This is a genomic window from Cellulomonas iranensis NBRC 101100 = JCM 18110, from assembly GCF_001552375.1.
In the GTDB taxonomy this organism is placed as follows: domain Bacteria; phylum Actinomycetota; class Actinomycetes; order Actinomycetales; family Cellulomonadaceae; genus Cellulomonas; species Cellulomonas iranensis.
Genome location: NZ_BCRB01000042.1, coordinates 13,755 through 32,271, shown reverse-complemented (window position 1 = coordinate 32,271; position 18,517 = coordinate 13,755). Strand labels below are relative to the sequence as shown.

At 75.7% G+C, this 18,517-nt stretch carries 17 protein-coding genes and 1 riboswitch; of the genes, 2 read left to right on the top strand and 15 right to left on the bottom strand.

Annotated features, from left to right (window positions below):
- Positions 1-455: 455 nt before the first annotated feature.
- From tyrS to argC, 12 genes are all read right to left on the bottom strand, one after another.
- The gene (gene tyrS, locus CS2_RS10430) at positions 456-1,748 is read right to left on the bottom strand and encodes a tyrosine--tRNA ligase (RefSeq protein WP_070319933.1); all 1,293 of its coding nucleotides are present in this window, start codon (positions 1,746-1,748) and stop codon (positions 456-458) included.
- A gap of 75 nt (positions 1,749-1,823) precedes the next feature.
- Positions 1,824-2,456: a DNA-3-methyladenine glycosylase gene (locus CS2_RS10425; protein ID WP_134851164.1), complete on the bottom strand. Its 633-nt coding sequence runs from the start codon at positions 2,454-2,456 to the stop codon at positions 1,824-1,826.
- Between the two features lie 89 nt (positions 2,457-2,545).
- Positions 2,546-3,151, bottom strand: coding sequence for a uridine kinase family protein (locus CS2_RS10420; protein WP_226235765.1), 606 nt, complete (start codon positions 3,149-3,151; stop codon positions 2,546-2,548).
- A 93-nt stretch (positions 3,152-3,244) separates the two neighbouring features.
- Positions 3,245-4,486: a methyl-accepting chemotaxis protein gene (locus CS2_RS19550; protein WP_070319930.1), complete on the bottom strand. Its 1,242-nt coding sequence runs from the start codon at positions 4,484-4,486 to the stop codon at positions 3,245-3,247.
- 96 nt (positions 4,487-4,582) lie between these two features.
- Positions 4,583-6,001: an argininosuccinate lyase gene (gene argH, locus CS2_RS10410; RefSeq protein WP_070319929.1), complete on the bottom strand. Its 1,419-nt coding sequence runs from the start codon at positions 5,999-6,001 to the stop codon at positions 4,583-4,585.
- Entirely contained in the window at positions 5,998-7,236 is a 1,239-nt protein-coding gene (locus CS2_RS10405; protein ID WP_070319928.1) for an argininosuccinate synthase, read from the bottom strand. The genes argH and CS2_RS10405 overlap by 4 nt, the downstream gene beginning before the upstream one ends.
- Positions 7,237-7,309: 73 nt before the next feature.
- On the bottom strand, positions 7,310-7,816 hold the full coding sequence (locus tag CS2_RS10400) for an arginine repressor (protein ID WP_046528221.1): 507 nt from the start codon (positions 7,814-7,816) through the stop codon (positions 7,310-7,312).
- Complete coding sequence (gene argF / locus CS2_RS19340; RefSeq protein WP_070319927.1) at positions 7,813-8,745, bottom strand: ornithine carbamoyltransferase; 933 nt, start codon at positions 8,743-8,745, stop codon at positions 7,813-7,815. The genes CS2_RS10400 and argF overlap by 4 nt, the downstream gene beginning before the upstream one ends.
- On the bottom strand, positions 8,742-10,055 hold the full coding sequence (locus CS2_RS10390; protein WP_082740076.1) for an acetylornithine transaminase: 1,314 nt from the start codon (positions 10,053-10,055) through the stop codon (positions 8,742-8,744). Before CS2_RS10390 ends, argF begins: the two co-directional genes overlap by 4 nt.
- On the bottom strand, positions 10,052-11,059 hold the full coding sequence (argB, locus tag CS2_RS10385; RefSeq protein ID WP_046528218.1) for an acetylglutamate kinase: 1,008 nt from the start codon (positions 11,057-11,059) through the stop codon (positions 10,052-10,054). The genes CS2_RS10390 and argB overlap by 4 nt, the downstream gene beginning before the upstream one ends.
- Positions 11,056-12,282 carry a bifunctional glutamate N-acetyltransferase/amino-acid acetyltransferase ArgJ gene (argJ, locus tag CS2_RS10380; protein ID WP_070319926.1) on the bottom strand — a complete coding sequence of 409 codons (1,227 nt, stop codon included), beginning with the start codon at positions 12,280-12,282 and terminating at the stop codon, positions 11,056-11,058. Before argJ ends, argB begins: the two co-directional genes overlap by 4 nt.
- A complete protein-coding gene (gene argC, locus CS2_RS10375; protein ID WP_217997380.1) occupies positions 12,279-13,343 on the bottom strand; it encodes an N-acetyl-gamma-glutamyl-phosphate reductase in 1,065 nt (354 codons plus the stop codon). The genes argJ and argC overlap by 4 nt, the downstream gene beginning before the upstream one ends.
- An 83-nt stretch (positions 13,344-13,426) precedes the next feature.
- On the opposite strand from argC, the gene CS2_RS10370 reads away from it, so the two are divergent.
- Together CS2_RS10370 and CS2_RS10365 are read left to right on the top strand one after the other, a co-directional pair.
- A complete protein-coding gene (locus CS2_RS10370; RefSeq protein ID WP_070319924.1) occupies positions 13,427-14,410 on the top strand; it encodes a quinone oxidoreductase family protein in 984 nt (327 codons plus the stop codon).
- The gene (locus tag CS2_RS10365) at positions 14,407-15,159 is read left to right on the top strand and encodes a DsbA family oxidoreductase (RefSeq protein ID WP_070319923.1); all 753 of its coding nucleotides are present in this window, start codon (positions 14,407-14,409) and stop codon (positions 15,157-15,159) included. Before CS2_RS10370 ends, CS2_RS10365 begins: the two co-directional genes overlap by 4 nt.
- A gap of 73 nt (positions 15,160-15,232) precedes the next feature.
- Here CS2_RS10365 and thiD read toward each other — a convergent pair whose 3' ends face one another.
- From thiD to thiM, 3 genes are all read right to left on the bottom strand, one after another.
- Complete coding sequence (gene thiD, locus CS2_RS10360; protein ID WP_070319937.1) at positions 15,233-16,744, bottom strand: bifunctional hydroxymethylpyrimidine kinase/phosphomethylpyrimidine kinase; 1,512 nt, start codon at positions 16,742-16,744, stop codon at positions 15,233-15,235.
- A 26-nt stretch (positions 16,745-16,770) separates the two neighbouring features.
- Positions 16,771-17,448, bottom strand: a complete 678-nt coding sequence (locus CS2_RS10355) for a thiamine phosphate synthase (RefSeq protein WP_070319922.1) — start codon at positions 17,446-17,448, stop codon at positions 16,771-16,773.
- Positions 17,445-18,302, bottom strand: coding sequence for a hydroxyethylthiazole kinase (thiM, locus tag CS2_RS10350; protein ID WP_082740078.1), 858 nt, complete (start codon positions 18,300-18,302; stop codon positions 17,445-17,447). The genes CS2_RS10355 and thiM overlap by 4 nt, the downstream gene beginning before the upstream one ends.
- A riboswitch (TPP riboswitch) is annotated at positions 18,294-18,392 on the bottom strand. (Overlaps the previous gene by 9 nt.)
- Positions 18,393-18,517 lie beyond the last annotated feature (125 nt).

Sequence of the window (18,517 nt, the reverse complement as noted above, 5' to 3'; positions counted from 1 at the left end):
CTACATGGCATCGACTACTTGGCACACTGTTGAGTTCTCAAGGAACAGACGCGCATCCTCGTCGGCCTTTCGGCTTTTGCAGGAGGCTTTGTGTCTTTCTCCAGTCTAGCAGGCTTTCTTCCGGCCTTTGACCACCGTGGTGGTCCGTGGCTTTCCGATCGCCGCCGCAGGACTCTAGCACGGCGTTTGGGGCGCCGTGTGCGGGCCTTGCGGGGATGCCCTGCTCCGTGGGACCGACCACCGAGTCGAGCTCGGTGTCCGTTCCTCCCTGCCGGGCGGGCTCCAAGAACATTACGCGAGCGTTGCGCGGAGGGCAAATCCCGGTGACGGTGACCGTGGTCACGCCCTGCGCGCGGCTCCCGGGCCGCACCGGTCGTCGCCCTGCCGACGGCGACGGCCCCCGGTGAGCGTTCGCTCGCCGGGGGCCGTCGGGGTCCGGGGTGCCGCCCCGTCGGTCAGTCCAGCCCGGGGACCGGCGACCCGGCGTCGGCCTCGGCGTCCACGACCGCGAGCGTCCGCTTGCCGCGTCGCAGCACCGCCCACCGCCCGTGCAGCAGGTCGTCCGCCGACAGCGTCGCGTCGTCCCCCGCGACCCGGACGTTGTTGACCGACGCCCCGCCCTCGGCGACCGCGCGCCGCGCCGCGGCCTTGCTCGTGACGACGCCCGTCGCGGCGAGCAGGTCGACGACCAGGTCGCCGGGCCGGCCGGGCGCGGTCGGCAGCTCGGCGACGGCGGCGGCGAACGTCGCCGCATCGAGGTCCGCCAGGTCGCCCCGTCCGAACAGCGCCTGACTGGCCGCCACGACCGCGTCGGCCGCGCTGCTCCCGTGCACGAGCGCCGTCACGTCGTACGCCAGCGCGCGCTGCGCCTCGCGCGCCGCCGGGCGCTCGGCCACCGCGGCCTCGAGCTCGGCGATCTGCTCGCGCGTGCGGAACGTGAACACCTTGAGGTAGCGCACGATGTCGGCGTCGTCGGTGTTCACCCAGAACTGGTAGAAGGCGTACGGCGTCATCATGTCGGGCGCCAGCCAGATGGCGCCCCCCTCCGACTTGCCGAACTTGGTGCCGTCCGCCTTCGTGATGAGCGGCGTCGTCAGCGCGTGCACGGGCGAGCGGTCCGTCTTGCGGATCAGCTCGACGCCCGACAGCAGGTTGCCCCACTGGTCGTTGCCGCCGGTCTGCAGCGTGCAGCCGTGACGACGGTGCAGCTCGAGGTAGTCGAGCCCCTGCAGGATCTGGTAGCTGAACTCGGTGAACGAGATGCCCTCGTCGCTCTCGAGCCGGCGCGCCACCGTGTCCTTGGCGAGCATGGTCCCCAGGCGGAAGTGCTTGCCCACGTCGCGCAGGAAGTCGATCGCGGACAGCGGCGCCGTCCACTCGAGGTTGTTGACCATGCGCGCCGGGTTGTCGCCCCCGAAGTCGAGGAACCGCTCGATCTGCGTGCGCAGCCGGTCGACCCACTCGGCCACGGTCTCGCGGGTGTTGAGCACGCGCTCGCCCGACATGCGGGGGTCGCCGATCAGCCCGGTCGCGCCGCCGACGAGGGCGAGCGGCCGGTGGCCGGCGAGCTGCAGGTGACGCATGACGACCAGCTGCACGAGGTGCCCGTGGTGCAGGCTCGGAGCCGTCGGGTCGAAGCCGGTGTAGAAGGTCACGGGGCCCTGCGCCAGCGCGGCGGCCAGCGCGTCGCGCTCGGTCGTCTGGGCGATCAGCCCACGCCACTCGAGCTCGTCCAGGATGTCGGTCACGTCGTTCTCCTCGGTCGGACGCGGGCGCCCGGTGTCGGGCCCACGTCGGGGGTCTGGTGCGACGCGCGCTCCGCGTCAGGCCGACGCCGTCGCCCCACCGGGGGCGTCTGCCGACGTCGGCGAGCGATACGCGGGACGGTAGGCCGAGACCGTCGGCTCGTTGGTCAGCCACAGACGCCACGGGTGGCGCCGACCGTCGCCGCCGGGGCCGGACACCCCGACGCGCGGTCCGGTCGCGACCGCGGGCAGGGCGGTCGCCGCGTCACGCCGTCGCAGCACGACCGCTCCCCCGGGCTCGGTCAGGTCGGCGCCGTTGGCGTCCAGGTCGAGCCCGAGGCACACGGCCAGCCGGGCCGGCCCGCGCGCGAGCTGGCGCCGGTTGTCGACGACGCCCGCGGCCTCGCGCCGCCGCCACGCGAGGTCCGCGCCCTCGACGACCTCGCCCGCGCGCAGCAGCACCGCGGCCGCGCGGCCGGTGGGCTCGGCGACGACGTTGAGGCAGTGGTGCAGCCCGAGGTGGCGGTAGACGTAGAGCCGACCGGGCTCGGCGAACATCGCGGCGTTGCGCGCGGTGCGGCCACGGAACGCGTGCGAGCCCGGGTCGTCGTCACCGCCGTACGCCTCGACCTCCGTGACGCGGACGGTGACGTCTCCCTCGGCGCTGCGTGCCGTGAGGAACGCGCCGAGCAGGTCGTGCGCGACCGCCATGACGTCACGTGCGTACCAGGTGCGCGCGGGGACGCCCCCGACGCCGGCGACGACCTCGTCGCCGGGACCGGGCGTGGTCTCGGCCGCGTTCACGTGGTCATCATGCCAAACGCGTCGAGCCGCACGTCGGCGCGTCCGCGCGTGCCCTCACGTGCGAAGTGCGCACGCTCGAGCGCCATCCACGCGAGCCAGTGCGCACGCTCGTGCGCGCCGTCGCGCGCGAGGCCGCGCGCGAGCCGCACGTCGTCGTCGGCCTCGACCCACACGGTGAGCGTCGCGAGGGCGTCGACCGCACGCCGCGCCGACCCGCACCCCTCGAGGACCAGGACGTCCGGGACGTCGAGGTCCACCCAGCCGGCGAGGTGACCGGCCGCCCAGTCGTACCGCTGGTAGCGCGCCGCGCGCCCGCGGCGCAGCGGCTCGAGCACCTGCGCGCGCAGCCGCGGCCACAGCGTCCCGTCCAGCCCGGTCCACCCGTCGTACAGGTCGTCCAGCCCGAGCACCGTCGCGCGCGCACCGGCCGTGCGCACCGCGTCGGCGACGCGTGCCGCGAACGTCGTCTTGCCGGAGCCGGCCGGTCCGTCGACCGCGAGCAGCCGGACCGGCCCCAGCCGCGCCGGGCCTGCCAGGACCCGCCCCGCCACCGTCCCCGCGGCGTCGACCGGCCCGCTCACGGCTGCCGGGGACGCGTCCACGCGGCCATGATGCCCGACGGCGCGGCCACACCCGTCCGGGCCGGACGCGCCGCGACCACCGGCGGGACGCTCCGGTGGTCGCGGACGCGCACGTCAGACGCGGAACGTGCCGACGAGCTCGCCGACCTGCCCGAACCCCGACGCGATGGCCGTCACGTGCCCGCCCGCCTCGTCGAGACGCTCGGTCGTCGCGCTCATGCGCCCCGCGACCGCCGACGACGTCGTCGCGATCTGGCCGACGCCCTCGGCGGCGCGCGTGACGCCGCGCGCCATCTCGGCCGTCGTCGCGCTCTGCTCCTCGACCGCCGCCGCGATGGTCGACTGGTGGTCGCTGATGCGCCCGATCACGTCGGTGATGCGCGTGATCGCCTCGACCGCCGCGGTCGTGTCGGCCTGGATCGCGTCGACGCGGCGCGCGATGTCGTCCGTCGCCTGCGCGGTCTCGCCCGCGAGCTCCTTGACCTCGCCGGCCACGACCGCGAAGCCCTTGCCCGCCTCGCCGGCGCGCGCCGCCTCGATCGTGGCGTTCAGCGCGAGGAGGTTCGTCTGCTCGGCGATCGAGGTGATGAGCTTGACGACGTTCCCGATCTGCGTCGACGACTCGCCGAGCCGCGCCACCGTGTCGGCCGCCTCGCGCGCCGCGTCCTGCGCGTCCCGCGCGACCCGCACGGCGTCGTCGGTGCTCGTCGCGATCTCGCGGATCGAGGCGCCCATCTGCTCGGCACCCGCCGCGACGGCCTGCACGGTGTGCGCGACGTCCGCGGCCGACGCCGCGAGCGAGCGCGCGTCGCCGTCGACGACCCCGGCCTCGCGGCGCAGCTCGACGTTGCCGGTGTCGAGCGCACGCGCGTCGTCGGCCAGCGCGCCGACCTGGCGCGTCACGCCGGCGAGCGAGGCCTGGAGCGCGTCCAGGCCCGCGTCCAGCGACCGGGCCGCGACGCCGATCTGGTCGCCGTTGTCCATGCGCGCGCGGGCCGTGAGGTCACCGCGCTCGATCGACCCGGCCACGGCGACGAGCCGCTCCAGCTCCCGCTCCATGCTGCGCGACCCGACGCGCGCGAGCACGAACCCGAGCACGCCGGTCAGCACCGCGACGCCGAGCACGAGCTGCGTCGTGCGGGTCGCGAGGGCGTCGACGTCCGCACCCGCGGCGGTCATCGACCGCAGACCCGTCACCGCGATGACGGCCGTGACGGTGAGCAGCACGACCATGACGGTCGCGAGCATCGCGACCTTGCCGCGCACGCCGACGTTCGCGAACCAGCGCTGCACGCCGTTGAGGTCGGACAGGTAGGGCTCGACCGGGGTCGACGGGGCGTGGCCGGAGGCTGCCATGGTCACCTTCTCGCTGCGGGGGCGCTGCAGTGCGCCGCTCCCCTGCCGCGATCGGCCGCCCCGGGTCGTTCCTGAGGGGACCGGCCCCGGGGACCGTCAGACGGTGCGCGCCGCACGCAGCTTGGCAGCGGCGTCGCGCGCACGCCCGAGCTGCTCGGCGACGCGCGCGGGCGCGGTGCCCCCGACGGCGTCGCGCGACGCGAGCGAGCCCTCGACCGACAGCACGGCGCGCACGCCGGGCGTCAGGTGCGGGCTGATCGCGGCGAGGTCGTCGTCCGACAGGTCCCACAGCTCGATCCCGCGCTCCTCGCAGACCCGCACGCAGGCGCCCGCGACCTCGTGCGCGACGCGGAACGGCACGCCCTCGCGCACGAGCCACTCGGCGACGTCGGTCGCGAGCGAGAAGCCCTGCGGCGCGAGAGCCGCCATGCGCTCGGTGTCGAACGTCAGCGTCGCGACCATGCCCGCGAACGCCGGCAGCAGGACCGTGAGCTGGTCGACCTGGTCGAAGACCGGCTCCTTGTCCTCCTGCAGGTCGCGGTTGTACGCGAGCGGCAGGCCCTTGAGCGTCGTGAGCAGTCCCGTGAGGTCGCCCACCAGGCGCCCCGCCTTGCCGCGCGCGAGCTCGGCGACGTCCGGGTTCTTCTTCTGCGGCATGATGCTCGACCCCGTGGAGTACGCGTCGTGCAGGCGCACGAAGCCGAACTCCTTGGTCGCCCAGAGCACGACCTCCTCGGCGAGGCGCGACAGGTCCACGGCCGTCATGGCCGCGACGAACGCGAACTCGGCGACGACGTCGCGCGACGCCGTGCCGTCGATCGAGTTCTCCACCGGTCCGTCGAAGCCGAGCTCGGCCGCGACCTTCGCCGGGTCGAGCCCGAGCGAGGAGCCCGCCAGCGCGCCCGAGCCGTACGGCGAGCGCGCCGCGCGCGCGTCCCAGTCGGCCCACCGCTCGACGTCGCGCAGCAGCGGCCACGCGTGCGCCAGCAGGTGGTGCGCGAGCAGCACGGGCTGCGCGTGCTGCAGGTGCGTGCGGCCCGGCATGGGCGCGTCGCCCGCCGCCTCGGCCTGCGCGACGAGCGCGTCCACGACGTCGAGCACGAGGCCCGACAGCACGCGCGACTGACGCCGCAGGTACATGCGCACGAGCGTCGCGATCTGGTCGTTGCGGGAGCGCCCGGCGCGCAGCTTGCCGCCGAGCTCGGTCCCGGCCCGCTCGATGAGGCCGCGCTCGAGCGCGGTGTGCACGTCCTCGTCGTCCGGCGTGGGCGCGAACGCGCCCGACGCGACGTCCGCCCGGAGGCGTTCGAGCGCGTCGACCATGCCGGCGACCTCGGCGTCCGACAGCAGACCGGCGGCGTGCAGCACGTGCGCGTGCGCGACCGATCCGGTGATGTCGTCGTCCGCGAGGCGCCAGTCGAAGTGCGTCGAGCGCGAGAGGTCGGCGAGGGCCGCCGCGGGGCCGGACGCGAAGCGTCCGCCCCACAGCGCGAGCGGGCCGGGCTGGGCGGTCACGCGTCGATGCCCCCCTGCGAGCCGAGGTCGGGCGCGTTGCCGAACTTGACGTCGCGCGCCGCGGCGAGCTTGGAGCTCAGGCCGTAGATCTCGATGAAGCCCTTCGCGGCGGACTGGTCGAACGTGTCGCCCGTGTCGTACGTCGCGAGGTTGAAGTCGTACAGGCTCGAGTCGGAGCGGCGGCCCGAGACGGTCGCACGGCCGCCGTGCAGCACGACGCGCACCTCGCCGGACACGTAGCGCTGCGTGTCCTCGACGAACACGTCGAGCGACTTCTTCAGGGGCGAGAACCACTGGCCGTCGTAGACCAGCTCGGTCCAGCGCTGCTCGACGCCGCGCTTGAAGCGGGCCTGCTCGCGCTCGACCGTGACGTTCTCGAGCTCCTGGTGCGCCGCGATGAGCGCGATCGCGCCGGGGGCCTCGTAGACCTCGCGCGACTTGATGCCGACGAGGCGGTCCTCGACGATGTCGATGCGGCCGACGCCCTGCGCGCCCGCGCGGCGGTTCATCTCCTGGATCGCCTGCAGCGGGGTCACCGGCACGCCGTCGAGCGCGACGGGCACGCCCTGCTCGAACGTGATGACGACCTCGTCGGCGACCGGCGGGAACGTCGGGTCGTCGGTGTAGGTGTAGACGTCCTTGGTGGGGCCGTTCCAGATGTCCTCGAGGAACCCGGTCTCGACCGCGCGGCCCCACACGTTCTGGTCGATCGAGAACGGGTTGTGCTTGGTGGTCGCGATCGGCAGCTGGTGCTTCTCGGCGTACTCGATGGCCTTGTCGCGCGTGAGCGCGAGGTCGCGGACGGGCGCGAGGCACTTGAGGTCGGGCGCGAGCGAGGTGATGCCGACCTCGAAGCGGACCTGGTCGTTGCCCTTGCCGGTGCAGCCGTGCGCGACGGTGGTCGCGCCGAACTGCCGCGCGGCGCGCACGAGGTGCTTGACGATGACGGGGCGCGAGAGCGCCGAGACCAGCGGGTACCGGTCGAGGTACAGGCCGTTCGCCTTGAGCGCCGGCATGCAGTACTCGGTGGCGAACTCGTCGCGCGCGTCGGCGACGTACGCCTCGACCGCGCCGCAGTCGAGCGCGCGTCGGCGGATGACCTCGAGGTCCTCGCCGCCCTGGCCGACGTCGACCGCGACGGCGATCACCTCGGCACCGGTGGCCTCGGCGATCCAGCCGATGCCCACCGAGGTGTCGAGGCCGCCGGAGTACGCGAGGACGACGCGTTCGGTCATGTCAGGTTCTCTCCTTCATCGAGGTCTGCATGCATGAACATACATCCACATGCGGACCTATTCATAACTGAGGTCAGCCCTCGGCGGCGAGCGCGAGGAACCGCGCCGCGAGCGCGTCGCCCCCCGCCGGGTCCCGCGAGATGACGAGCACCGTGTCGTCCCCCGCGATCGTCCCGAGCACCGACGGGAGCACCGAGTGGTCGATCGCCGAGGCCAGCAGCTGCGCGCCGCCCGGCGGGGTGCGCAGCACCACGAGGTTGCCCGACGCCTCGGCCGTCACCAGCAGCTCGGCGCTCAGGCGGACCAGCCGCGCCGCGAGCTGCTCGGTGTCGGCCATGGTCGGCGTGCGGTCGCCGCCCTCGGCCGGCACGGCGTAGGCGAGCGCACCCGTCGCGGTGCGGATCTTCACGGCGCGCAGCTCGACCAGGTCGCGGCTCAGCGTCGCCTGCGTGACCGTCACGCCCTCGTCCGCGAGCAGCCCCGCGAGCTCACCCTGCGAGTGGACGGTGCCGCGCTGCAGCAGCGACACGATGAGCGCGTGCCGTGCGGCCTTCGTCGCCGCGACCGTCGGCGTGCTCACGACTGCTCCAGCAGGAACGTCAGGAGCGCCTTCTGCGCGTGCAGCCGGTTCTCGGCCTCGTCCCACACGACCGACTGGGGCCCGTCGAGCACGTCGGCGGTGATCTCCTTGCCGCGGTAGGCGGGCAGGCAGTGCAGCACGAGCGCGTCGGGCGCGGCGAGCGCGAGCGCCGCCGCGTCGAGCCGGAACGGCACGAACCGCGCCTCGTCGTCCGCGTCCCGCGGGTCCTGGCCCATCGACGTCCACGTGTCGGTCGCCACGACGTCCGCGCCCGTGACCGCGGCGGCCAGGTCGTGCACGACCGTCACCGACCCGCCCGTGCCCGCCGCGACGCGCTCGGCGTCCGCGACCACCGCGGGGTCCGGCGCCGCGTCCGCCGGGGCCCCGACCCGCACGTGCATGCCCGCGGTCGCGCCGCCCAGCAGGTACGAGTGGGCCATGTTGTTCGCGCCGTCGCCGACGTACGCGAGCGTCGTGCCCGGCAGCGACGCGACGCCGCCGCGGTGCTGCGCGACCGTCATGAGGTCCGCGAGCACCTGGCACGGGTGGAACTCGTCCGTGAGCGCGTTGACCACCGGGACGCCCGCGAGCGCGGCCATCTCCTCGATGCGGGTCTGCGCGTGCGTGCGCCACACGATCGCGGCGACCTGACGCCCGAGCACGCGCGCGGTGTCGGCGATCGACTCGCGCTCGCCGATGCGGGCCAGCACCCCGTCGACCGGCAACGGGAAGCCGCCGAGCTCGGCGATGCCCGTGAGGAAGCTGACCTGCGTGCGCAGGGTCGGCTTGTCGAAGACCGCCGCGACCGCGCGCGGGCCCGACAGCGGCGTGCGGATGAACCGGTCGTCGCGGAACGCGAGCGCGAGCTCGATGACGGCGGCCTGCTCGCGGTGCGACAGGTCGTCGTCGCGCAGGAAGTGGCGGGTCACGGGGTCTCCTCCGCGGCGAGGTCGGCCCGCAGCGCGGCGACGAGGTCGACGAACGGCTGGGCCTGCTCGTCGGTGAGGACGTACGGCGGCGCGAGGCGCAGCGTCGTGGGCGTGCACGGGTTGACGATGATCCCGGCGGCGAGCGCGTCGGCCGCGACACGGGCCGCGACGGGGACCGTGAGCTCGACGGCGATGAGCAGCCCCTCGCCGCGCACCTCGCGCACGAGCGGGTTGCCGGTCGAGCGCAGCCGCTCGCGCAGCCGCTCCCCCAGCGCGGTGACGTGCGCGAGGAGGCCGTCGCGCTCGACGACGCCGACGGTCGCGAGCGCCGCGGCGGACGCGACGGGGTTGCCGCCGAACGTCGTGCCGTGCTGACCGCGCCCGAGCAGCGCGGCGACGTCGGGCCCGTACGCGATGAGCCCACCCACGGGGAACCCGCCGCCGAGGCCCTTGGCGACCGTGACGACGTCGGGGCGGACGCCCCCGCCGAGGTGCGGGTGCTGGTGCGCGAACCAGCGGCCCGTGCGGCCCATGCCGGTCTGCACCTCGTCGAGCACCAGCAGCGCCCCGTGCGCCGTCGTCAGCTCGCGTGCGAGCGCGAGGTAGCCGGGCGGCAGCGACCGCACGCCCGCCTCGCCCTGGATGGGCTCGACGAACAGCGCGGCCACCAGGTCACCGCCCTCGGCGAACGCGGCCCGCAGCGCGTCGGTGTCGCCGAACGGCAGGAACTCGACACCGCCGGGCAGCGGCTCGAACGGCTCGCGGTACGCGGCCTTGTGCGTGAGCGACAGCGCGCCCAGCGACCGGCCGTGGAACGCGCCCTCGAGCGCGAGCACGCGCGGCCGGGCGCCGCCCGAGTGCCGACGCGTGAGCTTGAGCGCGGCCTCGTTGGCCTCGGTCCCGGAGTTCGCGAGGAACACGCGCGACCCCTCGGGCGCGTCGGCGAGCGCGACGAGACGCTCGGCGAGCGCGATCTGCGCGGGGCTCGCGAAGAAGTTCGACACGTGGCCGAGCGTGCCGAGCTGCGCGCTGACCGCCGCCGTGAGCGTCGGGTGCGCGTGGCCGAGCGAGTTCACGGCGATGCCGCCGAGCAGGTCGAGGTAGCGCGTGCCGTCCGCGTCCCACACGTAGACGCCCTCGCCGCGCACGAGCACGCGCTGCGGCGGGCCGAACGTGTCCATGACGGCGTGCGCGTAGCGCTCGGTCCACTCGGCCACCGAGCCCGCGGCGGCCGGGACCGGCAGCGCGTCCTCGGCGCCGGGCGCGCGGTGCCGCGCGGTCGTGGGGGTGCCCTCGGGCGTGGTCGTCACCGGTCGTCCTCCTGGTCCTGCGTCGCCAGGCGCACGGCGCGCACGGGCACGGTCGACGGGTGGCCGTCGGGGTCGGCGTCGGGCAGCACCATCGTCCCGACGCCGTCGGACGTGAACACCTCGACGAGGATCGAGTGCGGCGCGCGGCCGTCGATCACGTGCGCACGCGGCACGCCGCCCTCGACGGCGCGCCAGCACGCCTCCATCTTGGGGCGCATGCCCGCGTCGAGCCGCGGCAGCAGCTCGGCGAGGGCCGACGCGCGGATGCGTCGCACGAGCGAGGACCGGTCCGGCCAGTCGGTGTACAGGCCCTCGACGTCGGTGAGCACGATGAGCTTGCGCGCGCCGAGCGCGACCGCGAGCGCGGCCGCCGCGGTGTCGGCGTTGACGTTGAGCACCTGCGTGGGGTCGTCGACGTCGGGCGCGACGGTCGAGACGACCGGGATGCGGCCCGCGTCGAGCAGGTCGAGCACGGCGCCGGGGTTGACCTGCACGACGTCGCCGACGAGCCCGACGTCGACCTCGACGCCGTCGACCACGGCGGTGCGGCGGCGTGCCTGGAACAGCCCGGCGTCCTCGCCCGACAGCCCGACGGCGTGCGGCGCGTGCGCGTTGAGCAGGCCGACGAGCTCGCGCGACACCTGGCCCGTGAGGACCATGCGCACGACGTCCATCGCCTCGGGCGTCGTGACGCGCAGCCCGCCGCGGAACTCGCTGCGGATGTCGAGGCGGTCGAGCATCGCGTTGATCTGCGGCCCGCCGCCGTGCACGACGACGGGCCGCAGGCCGACCTGCCGCAGGAACACCATGTCCTGCGCGAACGCGCGCTTGAGGTCGTCGTCGATCATCGCGTTGCCGCCGTACTTGACGACGACGAGCGCGCCGGAGAACTGCTGCAGCCAGGGCAGCGCCTCGACGAGCACCTCCGCCTTCTGGTCGGCGCGCAGGTCGGTGCGGGTGTCGAAGACGAAGTCGTCGGGCACGGGCGGGGGGGTCGTGGTCATGTGGAGTACGCGCTGTTCTCGTGGACGTAGTCGTGCGTGAGGTCGTTGGTCCAGACGGTCGCGGCCGCGTCGCCCGCGTGCAGGTCGACGGTCACGTGCACCTCGCGGGCCGAGGCGAGGTCGACCTCGCCGCGGTCGGCGTGCGGGCGCGCTGCCTTGCAGACCAGCACGCCGTTGATCGCGACGTCGATCGCCTCGGGGTCGAACGGCGCGACCTCCTCGGGCACCGTGCCCGCCTGCGCGAGCACGCGCCCCCAGTTGGGGTCGTTGCCGAACATCGCGGCCTTGAACAGGTTCGAGCGCGTCACGGCCCGCGCGACGGCGACCGCGGCGTCCGGCGTCGTGGCCCCGACGACGTGCACCGCGATGTCGTGCGACGCACCCTCGGCGTCGGCGACGAGCTGGCGCGCGAGCGACGCGCACACGCGCCGCACGGCGTCGGTGAGGACGTCGGCGGCGGGCGTGACGCCCGACGCGCCGGACGCGAGCAGCGTCACGGTGTCGGAGGTCGACATGCAGCCGTCGGAGTCGACACGGTCGAACGTCTCGGCGGTCGCGGCGCGCAGCGCGGCGTCGAGCACGGGCGCCGCGACGTCGGCGTCGGTCGTGACGACGCACAGCATCGTGGCCATCGCCGGCGCGAGCATGCCCGCGCCCTTGGCCATGCCGCCGACCGTGAACGCGCCGTCGGGCGTCTCGACCGTGACGTGCGCGGTTTTCGGCACGGTGTCGGTCGTCATGATGGCCGTCGCGGCGTCGAGCCCCGCGTCGGACGTGAGCGCGGCGGCCGCGAGGTCGACGCCCGCCAGCAGCGTCTCGCGCGGGAGGCGCTCGCCGATGAGACCGGTCGAGCACACGACGACGTCGCCGGACGAGACGCCCAGGGCCGTCGCGACGCGCTCGGCCGTGAGGTGCGCGTCGAGGAAGCCCTCGGGCCCCGTGCTGACGTTCGCGCCGCCCGAGTTGAGGACGACCGCCGAGACGACGCCGTCCGCGACGACCTGGCGCGACCAGACGACCGGCGCGCCCACGACGCGGTTGGTCGTGAACACCGCGGCACCCGCGTGACGCGGCCCGTCGTTGACGACGATCGCGAGGTCGGGGCGCCCGGACGCCTTGAGCCCTGCGGTGACGCCGGACGCGCGGAAGCCCGCGGGCGCGGTCACGCCCGGCGACGTGCCGGGCGACGTGCCCTCGAGGGCGGGTCCGAGGTGGTCGGTCACGGGGCGACTCCGTTCCGGGGCAGGCCGAGTGTCTCGGGGAGCCCGAGCGCGAGGTTGAGGGACTGCACGGCACCGCCGGCGGTTCCCTTGACGAGGTTGTCGATGGCGGTCACGGTCACGACACGGCCCGCGCGCGCGTCGAGCGCGACCTGCACGAGCGCGGTGTTCGACCCCGTGACGGCCGCCGTCGTGGGCCACTGGCCGTCGGGCAGCACGTGGACGAACGGCTCGTCGGCGTAGGCGTCGCGCCACGTCGTGCGCAGGGCGGCCTCGTCGACGTCGACGCCGGGTGCGAGCCGGGCGGTCGCGGTCGCGAGGATGCCGCGCGACATCGGCACCAGCACGGGCGTGAACGACGTGCGCACGTCGGCCGCGCCCGCGCTGCGCAGGTTCTGCGCGATCTCGGGGACGTGCCGGTGCGTGCCGCCGACCGCGTACGGCACGGCCGACCCGAACGCCTCGGACGCGAGCAGGTGCGGCTTGAGGGCCTTGCCGGCGCCCGAGTAGCCGTTGGCGAGCACCGCGACGAGGTCGGTCGGGTCGAGCAGGCCCGCCGCGACCCCCGGCTGCAGGCCGAGCGTGACGGCCGTGACGTTGCAGCCGGGCACGGCGATGCGGCGCGCACCCGCGAGCGCCGCGCGCTGGCGGCCCCCGGTGACGGCCGTCACCAGCTCGGGCAGGCCGTACGTCCACGTGCCCGCGTGCGGGCTGCCGTAGTACGCCTCCCAGTCGGCCGCGTCCTGCAGGCGGTGGTCGGCGCCGAGGTCGAGCACGACCGGGTCCCCGCCGAGCGCCTCGAGCTCGGCGGCGACCTGGCCGCTCGCGCCGTGCGGCAGCGCGAGCACGACGACGTCGTGGCCCGCGAGCGCCCGCGCGGAGGTGGGCTGCAGCACGCGGTCGGCGAGGTCGCGCAGGTGCGGGTGGTGCGCGCCCAGCGGCGTGCCCGCGCTGCTGTGCGCGGTGAGCGTGCCGATGCGCGCCTCGGGGTGGTCGAGCAGCAGGCGCAGGATCTCCCCGCCCGCGTACCCGCTGGCGCCGGCGACCGCCACGGTGAACGTCATGTGCATGAACATACAGTCGGCTGCACACAAATACCAACGACGCGCGGGGAACACACCGCCCCGTCGCGGTGGTTGCGCCAGGCATGCGTGCAGTCGTCGCGACCCGGGCCGGCGGCCCCGAGGTCCTCGAGGTCACCGACGTCCCCGACCCGACCCCGGCACCCGACCAGGTGCTCGTGCGCGTCGCGGCCGCGGGCGTCAACTTCATCGACACCTACCGGCGCAGCGGCACCTACCGTATGCCGTTCCCGCACGTCGTGGGGTCGGAGGGCGCCGGCGAGGTCGTGCAGGTCGGTGCGGACGTCACGACGCTCGCGCCCGGCGACCGCGTCGCGTGGGCGTCCGCGCCCGGGTCGTACGCCGAGCTCGTCGCCGTGCCCGAGGCCCAGGCGCTGCCCGTGCCGCCCGGCGTCGACGACGCGACCGCCGCCGCGCTCCCGCTGCAGGGCATGACCGCGCACTACCTCACGACCTCGACCTTCCCGCTGCGCGAGGGGCACGACGTCCTGCTGCACGCCGGTGCGGGCGGCGTCGGGCTGCTGCTCACGCAGCTCGCCGCCGCGCGCGGTGCGCGCGTGATCTCGACCGTCGGCTCGGCGGACAAGGAGGCGCTCGCGCGCGCGGCCGGCGCGAGCGACGTCGTCCGCTACCGCGAGCTGTCCGACCTCACCGCCGAGCTCCCCGCGCTGGTCCGCGACCTCACCGGCGGCCGCGGCGTGCACGTCGTCTACGACGGCGTCGGCAACGACACGTTCGACGCGTCGCTCGCGTCGCTGGCCCGCCGCGGCACGCTCGTGCTGTACGGCGGGTCGTCCGGGCAGGTGCCGCCGATCGACCTGCAGCGGCTCAACGCGGGCGGCTCGCTGTTCGTCACGCGCCCCACGCTGGGCGACCACACCGCCACGCGCGACGAGCTGCTGTGGCGCGCGACCGAGCTGTTCGACGCCGTCGCCGCCGGTGCGCTCGACGTCCGCGTCGGCGCCACCTACCCCCTGGCCGACGCGGCCGACGCCCACCGCGCCCTCGAGGGGCGCACCACCACCGGAAAGGTCCTCCTGCTGCCATGAGCCTCGACACCCCCGTCTTCGCCGCCCCGCCGCGGACCGTCACCGTCGAGGTCTGGTCCGACGTCGCGTGCCCCTGGTGCTTCATCGGCAAGCGCCGGTTCGCCACGGCGCTGCGCGACTTCCCGCACGCCGAGCACGTCGAGGTCGTGTGGCGCTCCTACCAGCTCTCCCCCGACACGCCCACCGGCCCCGGCCGCCCCGAGGTCGACGCGCTCGTCGAGATGAAGGGCCTGCCCCGCGACCAGGTGCAGCAGATGTTCGGCCACGTCACCGACGTCGCCGCGGGCGAGGGCCTGCGCTACGACTTCGACCGCACGCTCGCGTTCAACACGTTCGACGCGCACCGCCTGCTGCACCTCGCGCGCCGCGCCGGCGGCGCCACGCTCGTCGAGGCGACCATGGAGGCGCTGTTCTCGGCGCACTTCGAGCAGGGCGTCGACCTGGGCGCCGACGGCGCGCTCGTGCGCATCGCCGCGCAGGCCGGGTTCGGCGACCACGGCTGGTCGGACGAGCGGGTCGCGACCGCCCTCGCGGGCGACGACGCCGCCGACGAGGTGCGCGCCGACCTCGACGAGGCGCGCGCGCTGCGCGTCACGGGCGTGCCGTTCTTCGTCGTCGACCGGAAGTACGCCGTCTCGGGCGCGCAGCCCGCGGAGGTGTTCACGCAGCTGCTCGACGCCGGGTGGCGCGAGGCCAACCCGCTGACCGCCGCCCCGAGCGCCGAGGCCTGCACCGACGGGTCCTGCTGACGCGACGCCGGGCCGGCGCCCGCCCGCGACGGGGGGCGCCGGCAGCCGGCCCCGTCCCCGCCGCGGGCGGGCCTCAGACCCGCGCCGGCACCGCCTCCCGCCGACGGCCCGGCGACACGTCCGCGACGAGGTCGACCTGGTCGAAGAACGCCACCTCGTGCTCGCACGAGCGCACGTACGCCGCGAGCATGCGCGCGCGCGTCGCCGCACCGACCTCGCGCGCCGCGGCGTCCGCCAGCGCGCCCGCCTGCGCCGCCGACGCCGCGAACGCCGGGTCGCCGTACGTCGCGACCCAGTCGCCGTACGGGTGGTCGGCCAGGTCGCCGGCCCGCGCGAGGATGCGCGCGCCGATGTCGGCGTACAGCCGGTAGCAGGGCAGCACGGCGGCCGTGACCTCGGCGTACGTGCCGGTCGCGCCGACCGCGAGCAGGTGCTCGGTGTACGCCGTCGTGACGGCGGACGCAGGGACGCCGGCATACCGCCCGTGGGCGAGCCGGTCGCGGTGCAGCGCGGCCTCGACGTCCAGGCACGTGCTCGCACCGCGCGCCCAGAACGCCTGCGCCTCCCCCGTGGGTGCGAGCTCGCTCGCGCGGGCCAGCACGCGGGAGTACGCCGCCAGGTAGAGCGCGTCCTGGTGCACGTACGCCTCGAACGCCGCGCGCCGCAGCGTGCCGTCCGCGAGCGCGCGCACGAACGGCAGGTCGTCGCACGCCGCGCGCAGCCCGGCGACGACGTCCCACGCCTCGTCGCCGAACGGCCGCGCGCCCAGGGTCGGCGCGTGGTGCAGGTGGTCGACCGGCCCGCGCCCGGAGCCGACGCGCAGCGCCTCGCCCGCGGCGATCGCGCCCGTGAGCCACTGCTTGGCCTCCCTGACCGTGGTCACCCAGTCAGGGCGTCGGGGTCGCAGCGCCGCCACGGCCGCCGACAACGAGCAGCCCGTGCCGTGCGTCGCGGTGGTCGCGACGCGCGGCGCGTCGAGCTCGACGACGGTCGTCGCGTCGACGACCGCGTCGGGGCTCGCGGCGCCGCCCAGGTGGCCGCCCTTGAGCAGCACGACGACGTCGCGCGTGCGGGCCAGCCGGCGTGCCTGGTCGAGCGCGGCGGACCACGTGCGGGCCGTCGGCTCGCGCAGCAGGACGCCGAGCTCGGGCAGGTTGGGCGTCACCAGGTGCGCGGCGCCCACGAGGTCGCGCACGGCGTCCTCGGCGTCCGCGTCGAGCAGGCGGTCGCCGCTGGTCGCGACCATCACGGGGTCGAGCACGACGACCGGCGGCCGCGTGCGCGCGAGCCAGTAACCCACCTCGAGCGCGACCGCGCGGGTCGCGAGCATGCCGATCTTCACGGCGTCGACGCGCACGTCGTCGCCCACGGCGTCGAGCTGCGCGCGCAGGAACGCGACGTCGGGCACGTGCACGTCGCGCACGCCGTGCGTGTTCTGCGCGACGAGCGCCGTGACGACCGCCATGCCGTACGCGCCGTGCGCCGCGAACGACTTGAGGTCGGCCTGCACACCGGCACCGCCGGTCGGGTCGGTGCCCGCGACGGACAGCACCCGCACGCGGCTCGCAGGCGGTCCCGTCGTCACGTCCGTGTCGGCACCCGTCGGCCCGGTCACCGGGCACCGCCCGCGACGAGCGCGCCCTCCCACGCCGCGACCAGCGCGGCCGCCGCCGCGCCCGGGTCGGCGGCCGCGCACACCGCGCTCACGACGGCCATCGCGTGCGCGCCCGCGGCGCGCAGCGCGGGCGCGTCGGACGCCGTCAGGCCGCCGATCGCGACGACCGGCCGCCCGGCGGCGGCGTCGACCGCGCGCCGCAGGCCGTCGAACCCGAGCGCGGGACCTGCCTCGGGCTTGGTGGGCGTGAGGCGCACCGGGCCGCTGCCCACGTGGTCGGCGCCCGGTGCGGCGCGCACGTGCTCGGGCAGCGCGGCCGAGACCCCGATCAGCGCGTCGGCGCCGAGCAGCGCACGGGCGTCGTCGACCTCGAGGTCGCGCTGGCCGACGTGCACGCCGTCGACCGACGCTCCCCGGGAACGCGCCGCGAGCGCGACGTCGACCCGGTCGTCCACCACGAGCGCCGCAGGCCCCGCGAGGCGCAGCGCGTCGGCGACGGCGACCGTGAGGTCGACGAGCTCGCGCACGCTCGCCCGCTTGGCGCGCACCTGCACGGTCCCCACCCCGGCGCGCACGGCCGCACCGGCCACCTGCGCGGGATGGTGCCCGGCGCGCGCGCAGACGTCCGCGTCGAGCACGAGGTAGACGCCCCCCGGCAGGGCCGGCGCGCTCACGCCGTCACCGCCGCGGCGTCGCGCACGCCCGCGCGCAGCGTGTCGGGCGTCAGGCGGTACAGCTCGTCGACGAGCGCGACCTGGAACGACGCGGGGCCGTGCGCGTCGCGCGCGGCCCGCTCGGCGGCCACGCCCAGCGCGGTCGACGCGCCGACCGCCGCGGTGAACGGGTCGGTCACGGCGGCGAACGTCGCGACGAGCCCGCCGAGCGCGCAGCCGGCCCCCGTGATCGCCGTCAGCAGCGGGTCGCCGACGGTCAGCCGCACGGTCCTCGTGCCGTCGGTGACGAGGTCGACCGGCCCGGACACCGCGACCACGCCGCCGGTCAGCGCGGCGACGGCCGTGGCCGCGTCGGCCGCGGCGTCGACGCCGTCCAGCGCGTCGACGCCGCGCCCGCCCGACGCGTGGCCCGCGAGCGCGCGGACCTCGCTCGCGTTGCCGCGCACGACCGCGGGCCGCTCGGCCAGCAGCGCGCCGGCCAGGCGCGTGCGCACCGACAGCACGCCGACCGCCACGGGATCGAGGACCCACGGGACGCCTGCACCCGCCGCCGCCGCGACGGTCGGCGCGACGCACGCCCGCTGGTCGGGGCCGGGCGTGCCGAGGTTGACCAGGACGGCGCCCGCGACGCCCGCGAGCTCCTGCGCCTCGCCCGGCACCGCGGCCATCGCGGGCGACGCACCGAGCGCGAGCAGGGCGTTGGCGACGAGGTTCGTCGTCACCTCGTTGGTGAGGCACTGCACCAGCGGCGTGCGCTCACGGACGGCCGCGAGCGCGGCGGCCGCCGCGGCGGCCAGGTCGTCCGGCGGGGCACCCGTGCGGTGCGGGGCGGACGGGAGGACGGCAGACGTCATGGTCGACATCCCTTCGCTCGTGCTAACGAGATCAGGTTCGACGGGTGTGATCTCAGCCCGGCTCGGTACCGGGCACCCCGTGTCGCGGACCACCGTAGCAACACCGCGCACGCCCTCCCAGGAGCGTCCGCGCCGCGGGCCGGGGCGCACGTCGCCCCTGGTCGTGGACGTGCCCGCCGGGCGCGGGCGCGCGCCGCTACCCTCGCGGTGCGGGT